13 protein-coding genes and 4 pseudogenes are annotated in these 16,517 nt (G+C 40.1%); 11 read left to right on the top strand and 6 right to left on the bottom strand.

The window, feature by feature from the left end; translation table 11 throughout:
• Positions 1 to 62: 62 nt before the first annotated feature.
• From ACU5DF_RS17610 to ACU5DF_RS17595, 4 genes and pseudogenes are all read right to left on the bottom strand, one after another.
• On the bottom strand, positions 63 to 1,766 hold the full coding sequence (locus tag ACU5DF_RS17610; protein ID WP_446713685.1) for a sodium:solute symporter family protein: 1,704 nt from the start codon (positions 1,764 to 1,766) through the stop codon (positions 63 to 65).
• 10 nt (positions 1,767 to 1,776) lie between these two features.
• Positions 1,777 to 2,043 (bottom strand): DUF4212 domain-containing protein, encoded by a 267-nt coding sequence (locus ACU5DF_RS17605; RefSeq protein WP_045101037.1) that lies wholly within the window; start codon positions 2,041 to 2,043, stop codon positions 1,777 to 1,779.
• A gap of 195 nt (positions 2,044 to 2,238) precedes the next feature.
• Positions 2,239 to 2,862 carry a MarC family protein gene (locus tag ACU5DF_RS17600; protein WP_045101038.1) on the bottom strand — a complete coding sequence of 208 codons (624 nt, stop codon included), beginning with the start codon at positions 2,860 to 2,862 and terminating at the stop codon, positions 2,239 to 2,241.
• 89 nt (positions 2,863 to 2,951) lie between these two features.
• Positions 2,952 to 3,582: pseudogene (locus ACU5DF_RS17595) on the bottom strand (response regulator).
• A gap of 226 nt (positions 3,583 to 3,808) precedes the next feature.
• Here ACU5DF_RS17595 and ACU5DF_RS17590 point away from each other — a divergent pair.
• Both ACU5DF_RS17590 and glmS read left to right on the top strand, forming a co-directional pair.
• Positions 3,809 to 4,573, top strand: a complete 765-nt coding sequence (locus tag ACU5DF_RS17590) for a DeoR/GlpR family DNA-binding transcription regulator (RefSeq protein WP_045101040.1) — start codon at positions 3,809 to 3,811, stop codon at positions 4,571 to 4,573.
• Positions 4,574 to 4,693: 120 nt separating this feature from the next.
• Positions 4,694 to 6,526 carry a glutamine--fructose-6-phosphate transaminase (isomerizing) gene (gene glmS, locus ACU5DF_RS17585; protein ID WP_446713684.1) on the top strand — a complete coding sequence of 611 codons (1,833 nt, stop codon included), beginning with the start codon at positions 4,694 to 4,696 and terminating at the stop codon, positions 6,524 to 6,526.
• A gap of 84 nt (positions 6,527 to 6,610) precedes the next feature.
• Here glmS and ACU5DF_RS17580 read toward each other — a convergent pair whose 3' ends face one another.
• A complete protein-coding gene (locus ACU5DF_RS17580) occupies positions 6,611 to 7,075 on the bottom strand; it encodes a GAF domain-containing protein (protein WP_446713683.1) in 465 nt (154 codons plus the stop codon).
• 385 nt (positions 7,076 to 7,460) lie between these two features.
• On the opposite strand from ACU5DF_RS17580, the gene ACU5DF_RS17575 reads away from it, so the two are divergent.
• The 9 genes and pseudogenes from ACU5DF_RS17575 to ACU5DF_RS17535 form a co-directional block, all read left to right on the top strand.
• Positions 7,461 to 7,790 (top strand): metalloregulator ArsR/SmtB family transcription factor, encoded by a 330-nt coding sequence (locus ACU5DF_RS17575; protein WP_446713682.1) that lies wholly within the window; start codon positions 7,461 to 7,463, stop codon positions 7,788 to 7,790.
• 23 nt (positions 7,791 to 7,813) lie between these two features.
• Positions 7,814 to 8,815 (top strand): ArsJ-associated glyceraldehyde-3-phosphate dehydrogenase, encoded by a 1,002-nt coding sequence (locus ACU5DF_RS17570; protein ID WP_446713681.1) that lies wholly within the window; start codon positions 7,814 to 7,816, stop codon positions 8,813 to 8,815.
• 29 nt (positions 8,816 to 8,844) lie between these two features.
• Positions 8,845 to 9,342 carry a cyclin-dependent kinase inhibitor 3 family protein gene (locus tag ACU5DF_RS17565; protein ID WP_446713680.1) on the top strand — a complete coding sequence of 166 codons (498 nt, stop codon included), beginning with the start codon at positions 8,845 to 8,847 and terminating at the stop codon, positions 9,340 to 9,342.
• A 68-nt stretch (positions 9,343 to 9,410) separates the two neighbouring features.
• Positions 9,411 to 10,622, top strand: a complete 1,212-nt coding sequence (gene arsJ, locus ACU5DF_RS17560; RefSeq protein WP_446713679.1) for an organoarsenical effux MFS transporter ArsJ — start codon at positions 9,411 to 9,413, stop codon at positions 10,620 to 10,622.
• Positions 10,623 to 10,802: 180 nt separating this feature from the next.
• A pseudogene (locus ACU5DF_RS17555) lies at positions 10,803 to 11,231 on the top strand (IS6 family transposase); the annotation flags it as partial.
• A 517-nt stretch (positions 11,232 to 11,748) separates the two neighbouring features.
• Positions 11,749 to 13,059, top strand: a complete 1,311-nt coding sequence (ltrA, locus tag ACU5DF_RS17550) for a group II intron reverse transcriptase/maturase (RefSeq protein ID WP_446713678.1) — start codon at positions 11,749 to 11,751, stop codon at positions 13,057 to 13,059.
• Positions 13,031 to 13,940, top strand: a pseudogene (locus tag ACU5DF_RS17545) (ISAs1 family transposase). Before ltrA ends, ACU5DF_RS17545 begins: the two are co-directional and overlap by 29 nt.
• Positions 13,941 to 14,268: 328 nt before the next feature.
• Positions 14,269 to 15,252, top strand: coding sequence for a hypothetical protein (locus tag ACU5DF_RS17540; protein WP_446713677.1), 984 nt, complete (start codon positions 14,269 to 14,271; stop codon positions 15,250 to 15,252).
• Positions 15,253 to 15,364: 112 nt separating this feature from the next.
• Positions 15,365 to 15,457: pseudogene (locus ACU5DF_RS17535) on the top strand (IS6 family transposase); the annotation flags it as partial.
• 214 nt (positions 15,458 to 15,671) lie between these two features.
• Here the strand turns inward: ACU5DF_RS17535 and nagB are convergent.
• Entirely contained in the window at positions 15,672 to 16,472 is an 801-nt protein-coding gene (gene nagB, locus ACU5DF_RS17530; protein WP_446713676.1) for a glucosamine-6-phosphate deaminase, read from the bottom strand.
• Positions 16,473 to 16,517: the final 45 nt, after the last annotated feature.

The raw sequence follows: 16,517 nt of genomic DNA, 5'->3' as shown, positions 1-16,517 counted from the left end.
GGAGGGTTTATTTTGATGATGGTTGAATCGAGTGAATAGTTAACTTGATGCTGCTTTAAGTATTAATGATCGTGAGCTTCACCTGCCCCTTTAGGATAACGAATAGACTCAACTAGATCTTGAACATCTTTTGGTACTTCTGCGGTTACTTTATTTACTACAATCGACACTATGAAGTTCACACACATACCTAGCGTACCGATCCCTTCTGGGCTGATACCAAACCACCAGTTGTCAGGTGTGCTTGCAGCAGGATTAATGAACTTAAAGTAAACGATGTAAGCCGTAGTAAAGGTAACCCCAGCGACCATACCTGCAATCGCGCCTTCCTTATTCATCTTCTTATAGAAAATACCTAAGATAATAGCAGGGAAGAAAGAGGCCGCAGCCAAGCCGAACGAGAAGGCAACCACCTCTGCAACAAAGCCTGGTGGATTTATCCCTAAATAACCAGCCCCAATGATGGCTACGATGGCTGCAAGGCGGGCAGCGAGTAGTTCTTGTTTATCAGTCATGTTTGGCTTAAAGCCTTTTTTCAGTAAATCATGAGAGATAGAAGTCGAGATTACCAGTAATAAGCCTGCAGCCGTTGATAATGCAGCAGCTAAGCCACCGGCAGCCAACAAGGCAACAACCCAGTTTGGTAAGTTTGCTAGTTCAGGTGATGCTAGAACGATAATATCTCGGTTGATGTCCATTTCATTACGCTCATCACCAGAGTAGAACATTTTACCATCGCCATTTTTATCTTCCCAACCAACTAGACCCGTGTCTTCCCAGTTTTTATACCAACTCGGAGCATCCGCAGCTGCAACACCTTGGTTATCGGTTCCATTAATGGTTTCAATCATATTTACACGAGCAAACGCGGCAACCGCAGGAGCTGTTGTGTATAAGAATGAAATAAACAGTAACGCCCAACCTGCAGAGATACGTGCATCTTTAACACGAGGTACAGTGAAAAAACGAATAATTACATGAGGAAGACCCGCAGTACCTACCATTAGTGCAGCACAGATAAAGAATACGTCAACCATGCTCTTAGAGCCGTCGGTATAAGGTGTAAACCCTAGCTCAGTAGTCAAGCCATCGAGTTTATCCAGTAGGTATACCTCTGAACCGGTAACTGTAGAGCCCATACCAACTTGAGGGAATACATTACCCGTCATCATGATTGAGGTGAAAACAGCAGGAACAAGGAAGGCGAAAATGAGAACACAGAATTGAGCTACCTGCGTATAAGTGATGCCTTTCATGCCGCCTAATACCGCATAGAAAAATACGATCCCCATACCAATGATGATGCCGATGTTAATGTCAACTTCTAGGAATCGAGAGAACACAACACCAACCCCACGCATTTGCCCTGCCACATAAGTGAAAGAGACAAAGATGGCACAGAATACAGCAACCATACGAGCAGTGCGTGAGTAGTAACGCTCACCGATAAAGTCGGGCACAGTGAACTTACCAAATTTACGCAGGTAAGGGGCAAGACAAAGTGCTAATAATACATAGCCGCCAGTCCAACCCATTAGATATACAGCGCCATCATAACCAACAAAGGAAATGATACCCGCCATTGAAATAAATGACGCAGCCGACATCCAGTCAGCGGCGGTTGCCATGCCGTTGGCTATTGGGTGAACCCCACCACCTGCAACATAGAATTCACTGGTTGATCCAGCGCGAGCCCATATCGCAATACCGATATAAAGGCTGAAAGTGATACCTACTAATATAAACGTCCAAGTTTGGATATCCATGCTAATTCCTCTAGTCTTCTTGTACGTTGTATTTTTTATCTAGTGCGTTCATGCGAGCCACATAGATAAAGATCAGGGCAACAAAGGTATAAATTGAACCTTGTTGTGCAAACCAGAAGCCTAATTTAAAGCCACCAATTTGAATCGTATCCAGAGCATCTACAAATAAAATGCCTGCGCCAAATGAGACGGCGAACCAGACGAAGAGTAGCCCTCCCATTATTCCTAGATTTTCCTTCCAATAGGCTTGTGCTTGTTCTTTTGTTTCGAACGCCATAGCCGGCTCCTTTTTGATGTTAATAGAATGTAACCAAAAAGAGATTAGCAGTGAGTGAGTAAGAAAACAGTGCAACTTTAGTCGAGCAGATAAAGAAAAACGCCCAAAATATGAGCGTTTTATGTGAGGTATGTAGGAAATTTATTATGTTGAGTTTATGTTAATTAATACCAAGGTCTAAGGCGTTATAAATCATTAAAAGTAGAAATCTTTAATACCCATAAGAAGATTATTTACTGCCACCGCTGCTAAAATCAATCCCATTACGCGACTAATTATTGCAGCACCAACGTTGCCAATGATTTTATGAATAAAGGTTGCACCAAGTAATAAACATAAGGTAATGACCAAAACTACAATCATTACCGCGGCAGTAATTGATTGATCTATAAAAGAATAGCGAGAGTTATCCGTTAGCATAACGATGGCCATCATTGCGCCAGGCGAAGCTATTGATGGAATAGCTAAAGGATAAACGGCTAAATCAGCCAGATCAGAGTGGCTAATATCTTCACTCATTTTCTGCTCTTGATCTGGCTTGCTTTCACCAAAAATCATTGTTAGCGCAAAAATTAATAGTACTAATCCACCGGCAACTTGAAAGGCAGGTAGAGGAATTTGCATTGCTTCTAAGAGAAGTTGGCCAATAATAAGAAAAAATAGCAGTACAGAAGTCGCAATTGCAACAGCTTTAAGAGCCACTACTTTACGTTGCTTAGCGGTTAGATGTTGGGTTTGTGAAAGATAGACAGGCACTGATCCGATAGGATCGATAACTGCCCAAAGAACAACGAATTGAGTAATGAGGATACTTATCATGGGCTCTCCCAGAGGTTAGGTTACGCAGAGGGATTAAAATATGAGTAGGTAACCTAACTTATTTTAACGGCTAGAGTGTTATATCAAGGTTAACTTTCTGTTTGTTGTAGCAAAATAACCGCTTGAGTACGATTCTTAACACCTAGTTTCCTAAATATTGCAGTCATATGTGCTTTTATCGTGGCTTCTGATACTTCTAAATCATAAGCGATTTGTTTATTGAGCAAGCCATCAGACAGCATACCAAGCACTTTATATTGCTGAGGAGTAAGACTGGTTATTTTAGTTGCGAGATCATCGCACGCGGCTGAGTTCTTAATTGAGCCTTCTGGGAAATAAGAGTCACCATCCAAAATTTGATTGAGGGCAGAAATAAGAGATTTCATGTCGCTTGATTTAGGAATAAAGCCGAATGCGCCATGACTTTTTACTTGAGAGACAATGCTAGCTTCTTCACTGGCTGAGACCACCACAATCGGTAAATCAGGATATTGGGATCGTAAATGAATTAATCCTGACATGCCGTTACTGGCCGGGCATTTTTAAATCCAATAGCAGTAAATCTGGATCGGGCTCTTTTTCTAATACAGTAAGTAACGCATCAAGAGAGTCGGCTTCGAGTAGGTTTGCGCCACTAAGTGCCATATGAATGGATTGAAAAAGTGCATTGCGAAATAAGGGATGATCATCCGCGATAATAATGGTGTAGTTGTCGTCCATGGCTACAATATTCCTCATAAGTTATAAAATAAAATTAACACCTTACGTCCTCCTGAGCAATTTTTAGACGCTAAAGTCTGCGCTGCCTCTCTAACTCACTTCTTGTTTTCGATAAAACAGAACTGATCCCGAGATCTTATTATTTAAAACGAATTAATTTCCAGCTCTAGACAATTAAACGAAACGAAACTAAACTTCTTTCAAATCGAAACTTATTGAGTTTTTTATGTCGAAGAGAAACACCAAACAACGCCGTCATATGATCCTATCTTTATTAATAGAGAAGGGTGAAATTACTGTTGAAGAGCTTTCCGAACTCTTTGATATCTCAGAAGTGACTATTCGTAAGGATCTAACAGAGTTAGAGAAGAATGGCTTACTAATGCGTAAATATGGTGGGGCGGTATTAATGCCTTCGAATATTATTCAAGAAGATACCAGTGAAGAAGTTTCGAATCGAAAGTTACCTCTGGCCATTTCAGCGGTTGAACTGATTAAAGATCATAACCGGATCATTATTGATAGTGGCAGCACAACAGCGGCATTAATTAATCAATTATCGAAACGAAATGGCTTAGTAGTGATGACAAATTCATTGCCAGTCGCCAACGCATTGCAAGAGATTGAAAATGAGCCAACGTTATTAATGACAGGTGGAACATGGGACAGTCATTCTGACTCATTTCAAGGCCAAGTGGCAGAATCCGTATTACGATCCTATGATTTTGATCAGCTGTTCATTGGTGCTGATGGGATTGATTTGGAACGCGGAACAACCACATTTAATGAATTAGTGGGTTTAAGTCGCGTGATGTCTGAAGTGGCTCGTGAAGTGATTTTAATGGTGGAGTCAGAAAAAATTGGCCGAAAAATCCCTAACGTTGAATTGCCATGGGATAGCATTGATGTACTGATCACCAATAATGATTTAAGCGAAGAACATCAGAAAAAAATTGAATCACATAACGTACGAGTCATTAGAGCTCAGTGATTTAATTCCTCAATAAAGAATATTAATAATGGGCTTTTTGTTGCCAGCTCATTATCTAGACCAATCGCATTAGAATGATTGGTATAACTGAATTTAAAAATATAATAATGGAGTACTGCCATGTGTGGAATCGTAGGTGCTGTTGCACAAAGAGACGTTGCTGAAATTTTAGTGGAAGGGTTACGCCGTTTAGAATATCGCGGCTACGATTCAGCGGGTGTTGCCGTGGTTGATGCTGATGGTAACTACACACGCTTACGTCGTTTGGGTAAAGTAAAAGAACTAGCGAATGCGGTGGAAGAGTCACACGTAGTCGGTGGTACTGGTATTGCCCATACTCGTTGGGCAACCCATGGTGAACCTTCTGAAATTAATGCGCATCCTCATGTCTCTGGCGATATTACTATTGTTCACAATGGCATTATTGAAAACCACGAATCACTACGTACGCTATTAAAAGAACGTGGCTATGTATTTGAATCTCAAACCGATACTGAAGTTATCGCTCATTTAGTCGAGTGGGAATTACGTACTTCTAATTCATTAATTGAAGCGGTACAAAAAACAGCGACTCAACTTGATGGCGCGTATGGCACAGTAGCAATGGATCGTCGTGATCCTGAGCGTTTAGTTGTTGCTCGTTCTGGTAGCCCAATTGTGATTGGTCGTGGTGTCGGTGAAAACTTTTTAGCATCAGATCAACTGGCGTTATTAAATGTAACTCGTCGCTTTATGTACCTTGAAGAAGGGGATGTGGCTGAAATTACGCGTCGTGATGTTCGTGTATTTGATGCGCGTGGCGAGCAAGTTGAGCGTGAAGTAACAGAATCAAACGCAGAACATGATGCCGGTGACAAAGGGCAATACCGTCACTTCATGCAGAAAGAAGTGTTCGAACAACCTAAAGCACTAATCAACACAATGGAAGGCCGTATTACCAACGACTCTGTTGTCACTGAAAGTATTGGTGTTAATGCGGTTGAGATCCTAAACAAAGTAGAACACGTGCAAATCATTGCGTGTGGTACTTCTTATAATGCAGGTATGACGGCTCGTTATTGGTTTGAATCATTAGCAGGCGTGAGCTGTGATGTCGAGATTGCTTCTGAGTTCCGTTACCGTAAATTTGTTACTCGTCCAAACAGCTTGTTAATTACCTTATCTCAATCTGGTGAAACGGCTGATACGTTAGCTGCCCTTCGTCTTGCAAAAGAGCGTGGTTACATGGGGGCAATGACGGTATGTAACGTAGCGGGTTCATCATTGGTTCGTGAGTCTGATTTTGCCTTCATGACTCGTGCAGGAACAGAGATAGGTGTGGCATCAACGAAAGCCTTCACCACACAACTTGCAGCATTATTGATGTTAGTGACAGCTCTAGGTAAACAACAAAATCGTATCTCAAAAGAGAAAGAAAAAGAGATTGTTGAAGCCTTGCATGCACTGCCAAATGAAATTGAAAAAGCACTGTCGTTTGATAAAGAAATTGAAGCCTTAGCACCTGACTTTGCAGACAAGCAACACACGCTGTTTTTAGGTCGTGGTGAGTTTTATCCAATCGCGGTTGAGGCCTCTTTAAAGCTGAAAGAAATTTCTTATATTCATGCTGAAGCGTATGCGGCAGGTGAACTAAAACACGGTCCTTTAGCGTTAATTGATGCCGATATGCCAGTGGTTGTGGTTGCACCAACCAACGATCTATTAGAAAAACTAAAATCAAATGTAGAAGAAGTACGTGCTCGTGGTGGTTTACTGTATGTGTTTGCTGATGAACAAGCAGGCTTTGAAGCGGACGAAAGCATGAAGATTATCACCATGCCGCATGTGAGTGATATTACTGCCCCAATTTATTACACCATCCCAATGCAGTTATTGGCCTACCATGTTGCTTTAATTAAAGGGACAGATGTCGATCAGCCGCGTAACTTGGCAAAAGCGGTAACGGTTGAGTAGAGTTTACTTAGTTGAATTGATTACATTGGTATAAACCGAATTAGAATGGCGATATTCATTATGGGTATCGCCATTTTTATTTAATTATTGGTCTTTAGGAGTAATGCCGTTCACCCTTAAGTGAACGGCATTACCAATTGAGCACTGCTTTCTTTTCGCTTCTTGAAGTTTCTGCTCGGCTAATACCTCTAGTCCTCGTCGGTTTAATAATCCAGTCATTGAATTAGTTATCGACATTTGTCGGTGTATTTCCATGTCATAAGCCATTTGAAGATCAGCAGTGATTAACCTAGATAGCTGGGTTAAAAGCTTGGTGAGGCTAGATTTATAATTGGTTGGGGCTGTGTCGATAGCACAGATAGTGCCAAATACAAGGTCATTACCTGGCCAGAAAATAGGAACACCACAGTAAGAGCGAACAGGACCTTTTACAACAGGAGGCGAGTTTTTCCATTGTTCGCTCTCCAGTGCGTTTGGGATATATAACTGCTGTTTATTGTCGACAATAGCACGGCAAAAACCTTTGGCTTTCGTAAGACCATTCATCATTTAATGAGAGGAAGTTATTTTCATTGCAACTGGTGACGAAAACACTGAAAGTTTGATCATTAAATTTAACGATAGTGCTGCTATCAGCGTCAAAAATGTCAGTAATGAGATCAACCAATTCTTGCCATTTATTAAGGTCAATAAGAGCCTCATTAAATTGTGATAAGCAAAATTTGTTTAATTCCATCATTTCGTTCTCCATACTATTTATCTCACTATCTTATGAGTATAAATTAAATTAGTGTTTTTATTTGAATTTAGTTTTGTGAAATAAGAAAAATCACTCAGTATGAATCTTTTGTGACAGGTTGTCTTTTGGTCTTGATCTTTCTATCTCTCAGTTTAATATATATGGAAATGCATATATCCATATTTAAGGCTTTTTATGTTACCTCATCAATTTTTTAAATTGCTTTCAGATGAAACGCGCATGCGCTGTTTGTTGCTTATCGCTCGTGAAAGCCGTTTATGTGTAAATCAACTGACAGAAGCATTAGATGAAAGCCAGCCGAAGATCTCTCGTCATTTAGCACTACTGCGCCAATCAGGAGTGTTGGTTGATACGCGTGAAGGTCAGTGGGTGTATTACCAAATCAGTACCGAATTACCAGGTTGGTTAAACAAAATTATTTTGGGCTTGAAGCAATCCAATTGTTTGCAGGCTCAATACAAAAAAGACACCGATAAATTAAACGCAATGAAAGCGTGTTGCTAACTTCATTTAGGGAAAAGAAAACGATGACAATTAAAGTAGGAATTAACGGTTTTGGCCGTATTGGACGTTTGGCATTAAGAGCGGCATTCGATTGGCCTGAACTGGAATTTGTACAGATTAATGATGTAGCGGGTGATGCCCATACATTAGCGCATTTACTTGAGTTTGATTCAATTCAAGGGCGTTGGAACCATGAAGTGACTACCGATGGCAGTACTATGATCATCGGTGACCAAAAGCTTAAAACCACGCAAGAAAAAGAAATTGATGCGGTTGATTGGTCTGGTTGTGATGTCGTAATTGAAGCGACAGGTGTCCATCGTTCTCGTTCATTTTTAGATAAATATTTAGCGCAGGGCGTTAAGCGTGTTGTTGTGTCTGCTCCGGTTAAAGAAGAGGGCGTTGCGAATATTGTTGTTGGTGTGAATGACGATATTTTTGATCCAGCTGTGCATCAAATCGTAACGGCTGCGTCTTGTACTACTAACTGCCTTGCTCCAATTGTTAAAGTTATCAATAAAGAGTTAGGTATCGAAAATGCGGCATTTACCACTATTCATGATTTGACCAATACGCAAACCATTTTAGATGCGCCGCATAAAGATCTTCGTCGTGCTCGTGCTTGTGGTATGAGTTTGATCCCAACAACAACGGGTTCTGCTAAGGCGATTGTAGAAATCTTTCCTGAGCTTAAAAATAAAATCGATGGTCATGCGGTACGTGTTCCTTTGGCGAATGCCTCTCTTACTGACATTATTTTTGAAGTAAAAAGAGACACCACCGTTGAAGAAGTAAATCAGCTACTAAAGGATGCGGCTTATGGTGATCTAAAAGGTATTTTAGGTTACGAAGAGCGTCCATTAGTCTCGATTGATTATAAAGGTGACCAACGTTCAACTATTGTTGATGCCTTATCTACCATGCTTGTTGGTAAGCGAATGGTAAAAATTTATGCTTGGTATGATAACGAAATGGGTTACGCAACCCGTACTGCGGAATTAGTTAGAAATGTTGGTTTGGCTTAATATTATTGGCGTGATTTAAGGAATTTAAAATGACACATCCTATTTGGGAATTACCAGTAACAGGAACTAATAGCGCATTGATTTTAACGCCTTGTCCGGGAACAAAAGGTGTTGATTTAGTTGCTTCTCTAGAGCAATTAAAAGCACAAGGTGTAGAAGCGGTAGTAACCGCATTAAACCAAGATGAGTTAGCAGAAAAAGGCGTAGGCTCTCTTGGTGAAGAAGTGCAACGTCTAGGTATGAAATGGTTTTATTTGCCAATTGAAGACGATTGTGCACCGGGTGATGAGTTTGCAGCACAATGGAAATCAGCAACGCCTGAACTGCAACAAGTGTTAGAAAATAATGGCAAAGTAGCAATGCATTGTATGGGCGGTTCTGGTCGTACAGGGTTACTTGCAGGACATTTACTATTGGATTTAGGCTGGGATTTAGATGTGATTAAGCAGCAGGTTCAAGCGCTACGTCCAGGTGCTTTCACAAAACCTGTGCAAATTGAATACATTGATGCGCTTGCTAGTAAATAATCAATTGTAGATAAGGCCTCAGAAAGTGATTATCTTCTGGGGCTTTTTTATTTGAACGGATGAATTTTATGTTTTCTCAATTAAGCCATAGTGTACGCCAGTACATGTTGGTGACCTTCAATTACTGGAACTTCACCATTACTGATGGTGCGTTGCGTATGCTGGTTGTACTCTATTTTCATGATTTAGGTTACGGCACCTTAGCGATAGCTTCTCTCTTTTTGTTTTATGAATTTTTTGGTGTGGTAACGAATTTACTCGGAGGGTGGTTAGGGGCTCGATTGGGGCTAAATAAAACCATGAATGTTGGTTTAATAATGCAGGTATTTGCGTTGTTAATGTTGGCATTACCGAGCTCTTGGTTAACGATCCCATGGGTGATGGCAGCGCAAGCTTTTTCAGGGATCGCCAAAGATCTGAATAAAATGAGTGCCAAAAGTGCAATAAAAACCTTAGTTCCTAGCGATCAAGAGGGAGCGCTCTATAAGTGGATTGCGATTCTTACTGGGTCTAAAAATGCACTTAAAGGGGCAGGGTTCTTTTTAGGTGGTTTGCTACTAACAACCATTGGTTTTCAGCTGGCGGTTACTGCAATGGCTACGGTTCTTTTTATTGTTTTTCTTTGTAGTGTTTTTTTGCTTGATGGTGATATGGGCAAAGCTAAATCCAAACCTAAATTTACTCAGCTGTTTTCAAAATCAGAGCAGATCAATACGCTATCAGCTGCACGTTTATTTTTATTCGGTGCAAGAGATGTTTGGTTTGTGGTGGCATTGCCGATTTATTTAGGCAGTGTGTTTGGTTGGGATCATTCTCTTGTTGGTGGTTTCTTAGCGTTATGGGTTATTGCCTATGGATTTGTGCAAGTCTTCGCGCCGAAAATTACAGGCAAAGCGAAAGGTCATGTGCCAGATGGTAAATCGGCGTTAGTGTGGGTTATAGCACTTACTGTCGTGACAGGAATTATCGCTTATCTCATTCAGATAGAGTGGCAGGCTGAATATACGATTGTGATTGGTTTGCTGATTTTTGGTGCGGTATTTGCGATTAATTCTTCGCTGCATTCGTACCTGATTGTCAGTTATGCCAAAGGCGATGGAGTGTCGATGGATGTTGGTTTTTATTATATGGCTAACGCAATGGGGCGTTTAATCGGTACTGTTTTATCTGGATTGGTATTTCAAATTGTCGGGTTTGCAGCATGCTTGTGGGTATCGTTTGGTTTCTTGGTACTAACTACTTTGATATCGATAAAGTTGCCAAAGAGAATAAAAGCCTAAGCTCAAATAAACTTCATATATAAAAAACCACTGTTTAATTGGTAATGCCATTCACTTAAGCCTGAAATTCTTATAGATAAGGTTTTTGATAATTAAAGAACCTAGCTATAGCTGGGTTCTTTGCTTTCTGGGATATTTTATTTTGTATGTAAAACAAACTTAAGTGAACGGTATTAGCTAGAGCGTGGGGTTAATATTGACCATGCCACCATCAACCGTTGGGTTATCAAATACACCCCAATATTAGAGCATAACCTGAGACGCAGAAAGAAAGCGCTATCAGGCTCATGGCGAATGGATGAAATCTATATCAAAGTCAAAGGTAAGTGGGTCTACTATTATCGAGCTGTTGATAAGCTTAGTGATGTTATCGATTATTACCTAACACCTAAACGTGATGAAGCGGCGGCTAAAGCCTTTTTCAATAAAGCCATCTCCCAAAATGGGTTGCCTGAAAAAGTGGTCATTGATGGGAGTAAAAGCAACTATGCGGCTCTTGACTCGATGAATGTTTAGCTCTGGCTGAGTGGTGTCTTTATGCTCTCTCTAATAGAAATATTGGACATCAAATATCTGAATAATAGTGCGCCGAGCATGGCGTTGTTCTAGGAGGTGAAAGTCCTCTACGGGCTCAGTCGAACGAGAACCGTTAGCCTATGCAAGGGTGTTCACCGTGAGGTGAAATCTGAAGGAAGCAAATGGCAAAACATGGTGGTGACGAACAGAAATCTGATAGTAGGCTGTGACAACTTGGGTAACCTAGCTATAGATAGAATAACCCTATGTTTCGACGAGAAGTGTGTCGCAGTAAATCAGGCATGACCATGGGAAAGAACAGCGTCTTACCTCGGGAGATCTTAGCCTTTGTCTCAAAGAGACTAGAGCGGCAGTGATGTCACTCGACGGAAGTTAAGAAGTCAGCCGACGGCATAGTACTTTAAACCAGTACAGTTTAAAGGAAGGCCTGAACCGAATATATCAAGAAGCAGCCGCTAAACACTCAAATACGTGGAGTAACAGCAACGATGAAATCCATCACTCTGTCCCAGTTGGTAAAACCGCAAGTAGCACTGACGGTGACAAAGCGTAACAAACGTATCTGGCGTAGAAAGAAAGGCGAGTCTTGGTGAATACCTCTCAACTACTAGAGCGCATTAGCGCTCCAACTAATTTGAACGCAGCATTACGCCGAGTGAAGAGTAATAAAGGGTGTGCGGGAGTTGATAGACTCAACATCGAAGCGACCATTGATAAACTGAAACAAGGTAATAGTGGACAACAACTGCGTCAATCCTTATTAGAAGGTAGTTATCAACCTCAACCAGTCTTGGGTGTTGAGATCCCGAAAGCTAAAGGTGGTGTAAGACAGTTGGGAATACCAACGGTTCTAGATCGAATAGTCCAACAGGCTATCACGATAGTGTTAACCGAAGTTTATGATCCAAAATTCTCAAAGAGTAGTTTTGGTTTTAGGCCAATGCGTAGCGCTCACAATGCCTTAGCGACAGCGAGTCAATACATCAGAGAAGGAAGAGGATACGTTGTAGATATAGATTTAGAAAAGTATTTCGATACCGTTAATCACGATAGACTGATGCATCGTTTAGCACAAGACATTGAAGATAAACGAGTCTTGAAGTTAATTAGGTCATATTTACAAAGTGGACTGATGCGAAATGGGATAATAGAGCGCAGACAAAGAGGAACTCCACAAGGTGGTCCTCTGTCACCTTTGTTATCCAATATAGTATTAGATGAGCTAGATAAAGAGTTAGAACGTAGAGGGCATAAGTTCTGTCGATATGCAGACGATTGTCAAATCTACGTGAGTAGTCAGGAAGCGGCGGAACGAGTCAAAGACTCGATCACAGTATTCTTAGAGCATAAGCTGAAACTCAAGGTCAACCGAGAGAAAAGTGCGGCGACAAGAATAACGGAGCGCAGTTATCTAAGTCACAGTTTTAGTTATTCAGGTCAGATCCGTCTATCAAAAGAGGCGAAAGCAAGAATGAAAAAGCGGGTCAGAGAGATAACAAAACGAAATCGAGGAAGAGAGTTAAAGGCAATAATAAAAGAATTAACTCAATACCTTAGAGGATGGCAATACTACTTTAAACTGGCTTTAAAACCGAGTGTAATGGGAACTCTAGACAGTTGGATAAGACGCCGACTTCGGAGCTACCGCCTGAAACAGAGAAAGCGAAGATACAGCATAGCGATGTGGTTACGCCAAGAAGGTGTAAGCGAGCGAAATGCTTGGAAATTAGCGATGTCAGATAAAGGTTGGTGGAGACTCTCAAGAACACCTCAAGTGAATCATGCTCTTCCAAACGTAAAACTGAGAGAGATGGGATTATACTCATTACTTGATGGGTATAAGGTACTAAAAATGTATTCGGAACCGCCGTATGCGACCCACGCTTGTACGGTGGTGTGAGAGGACGGAGGCCGCGAGGCCTCCTCCTACTCGATTAGTGGAGCAAAGCCACCGTTGGCTGAAACAAAAAACGCGGCAAGGCCCTTGGTTGGAAATCATGGGAGGGAGCGACGGCGAGTTTACATGGAAAGGAAATGTGGACGATGTTGCAACGAAAGAGCGAAAAAATGCATTACATGTTGTGAGTGTATGGAGCTACGAGGATCAACTTGTCTTAGGACAAGTTGAGGTTGATGACAAGAGTAATGAAATAACGGCGATACCAGAACTTCTCAGTATGCTTGATATTGAGAATACCATTATCACGCTTGATGCGATGGGTTGCCAAAAAGAAATTGCTAAGCAGGTTATTCATCAAAATGCTGATTATGTATTAGAACTAAAAGGAAACCATTCAGGGCTTCAAGCTGAGCTAGAAGCATGGTGGCATAAGTGTCAACGGGAAGGTTTTAATAAAAATAATTACGATGAATTTATCGATAATGACTTCAATCATAGTCGTATAGAAAGTCGATGTAGCCAACGATTATTAATCGACACGCAGTGGTTAGCAACAAAATATCGTTGGAAAGGTAACAAAAGAAACTCGATGGTACATCAGTTCTTTAGTACTTGGTGCAAAGCAAGCTCTTCATAGTGTCCGTTCACACTGGCAAGTTGAGAGTATGCACTGGACATTAGATATGACATTTAGAGAAGATGAATCGCGTATCCGAAAAGGGAAAGGTCCCATAGTTTTTAATATGCTAAGAAAAATAGTGATGACTCTATTCAAGCAAGATAAAACTAAGTCAGCGAGTATGACGCGTAAAAAGAAAATGGCAGGACTAGATGATGATTATCGCTCAACCCTGCTAGAATCGGGGATTAAAATGCGCTAGCCGTGACAGAACCCCCGTAAATTACCCAATAAGACTATACACTAATTCCAAAATAGTATATTTTTCCACTATATACTTCACGATTTCCATATAACACTTTAATTTATAAGTACTAATTAAATGCACAATACAAAAATAAATAAAGAAGACCACCAAGTAACATTAATTGCTGTAGCAAAAGATGAAGCTTGCTATTTACATGAGTGGATTCACCATCATTTGTATATGGGCTTTGACAATATCATTATAGGGATTAATCAGTACTACTGATGATTCTTTAAAAGTTCTAACTAAAATAACGGAACAATATCAAAATGTTTCCTTTGAAGTGGTTGACTGGATTGATAAAGTAACAAAAGATAAAAACCCTATAATTCAACAACTTACTTATTCTTACCTCTCCCAAAAAGCACTCAATGAACACAATGCATCACATTTAATGTATTTAGATGTTGATGAATTTTGGTTCTCTAAAGATTTTACTAGCATTCATTCGTTATTAAACAAATACGATAAAATCAATTACGATATAATTTCGTTCAATTGGTTGTGTCAAGGTGGAGAGCAAGAAGCTTATTGTCCGCCATTTAACAATGTAAACTTCGTTTACAGCTTGCTTGTCAAGTCAATGATAACTAAACAGTTTTTTAATAGATCTGATGTAATCATGGGTTGTCATGTTCCTAGTGTTGGTTCTGAACAACACAAAGTTCATATTGATGCTGGAGGGCGAAACTTTAAAGCAAGAAAGAAAAATAAAATTATTTCTTCTCAGCCACATAAAGAATGTTTTGAGCACTATATTCTCCACAGAATGATGAGATCTGAACGAGAATATATATCAACATTATTCGGAGGAAACCCTGAAGGTGAATTTATAAAAAGAAATAGGCATAAAGGATTTGAAATACATTCATTGTCTTTATTAGATATTCCACCAGCTGAATATTATGAATCACTAAATCAATTCATTAAGACCTGTGAATTACAAGAGATATTATCTCACGTTAGAACTAATAAAATACACCATTTAGAAAACCACATTAAAGAAATTGACATTACCATACTAAATAAAGAGTATTTACATGCCTATCAAGGGCTTACTGGGACGTCATTTTTCTATTTATTCTTATCGCGTATGCTAGCTGACTGTAAATCACCACTCGTTCTACAAGAAATTGCTAGCTTAATTTCATCCACTGATATAGAGATGGGTTATAAGCTTTTAAATAAAGCAAAGAAAATTAATCCGGAAGATATTAAACTAAATTTGAAGGTAAGGAATCTCAATGATTCCTTATCTGAACAGTAGCGGCTTAATTCACGTCAGAAGAGTGCGTGACTGACCTAAACCTGTTCTGTCGCAAAATTTGAGCGTTTCGGGTAGAATTCAACTTATTTCCAACGAGTAAGTACTCGCTCCTATATTTAAAGGCTGTCATTTCCCTCCTGAAGTCATTCTTGAAACCGTTCGATATTACCTCGCTTATAAGCTCAGTTATTGTGAGATTGAAGAATATAGCTAGAGCGTGGTAATGCCATTTACTTAAGCGTGAAATCTTTATAGATAAAGGCTTTTGATAATTAAAGAACCTAGCTATAGCTAGGTTCTTTGCTTTCTGGGATATTTTATTTTGTACATAAAACAAACAAAATAACCTTAAGTGAACGGCATTACCGTTTAATCGGTGGTTTTTTTTAAACTAAATTTAAGTGAATGCTCACTTTAAATTAAAAGTTTTCCATGTTTTTAGCTTCAAGCTGTTGGAAGTATTTCACTGTCTTCACTTTCAGCTCTTGTGTTGATGGCTCATCACACACGATTACTGATTTAGGGTGAAGTTGAAGTGCAGATACAGTCCACATGTGGTTTACAGAACCTTCAACAGCTGCTTGCAGTGCAAGACCTTTGTTGTGGCCTGTAATTAGGATCATGATCTCTTCAGAATCAAGCAGAGTACCAACACCGATAGTTAGTGAGTACTTAGGAACAAGTTCCATGTCGCCACCAAAGAAGCGAGAGTTAGCAATACGAGTATCTTCAGTTAGTGTTTTGATACGAGTACGAGATGCTAGAGAAGACGCAGGTTCGTTGAATGCGATGTGACCGTCGTTGCCCACGCCACCCATAAATAGGTTGATGCGGCCGTAAGACTTGATTTTGTCTTCGTAACGTTGACATTCTGCTTCGTTATCTGCTGCATTACCATCTAATAGGTTGATGTTTTCAGCTTGAATATCGATGTGGTTGAAGAAGTTCTCATGCATGAAAGTACGGTAAGATTCTGGGTGATCAGCGTCTAGGCCAATGTATTCATCCATGTTGAATGTTACTACGTTTTTAAAGCTTACTTCGCCAGCTTTATGAAGCTCGATAAGTTTCTTATACGTGTTTAGTGGAGTACCGCCAGTTGGTAGACCAAGAACAAATGGACGATCTGCTGTTGGGTTGAATGCATTAATACGGTTAACAATGTGTTGTGCTGACCATGCGCCAACTTGTTCTGCGCGATTTAGCGGGATTAATCTCATTTGTATACCTCAAAAAAAACGTAAGTCGTAGAATCAAAAATCATT

This window comes from Aliivibrio wodanis (assembly GCF_052920805.1).
Note: the sequence above shows the minus strand (reverse complement) of the source record. Positions and strands in the feature narration are given on the sequence as shown.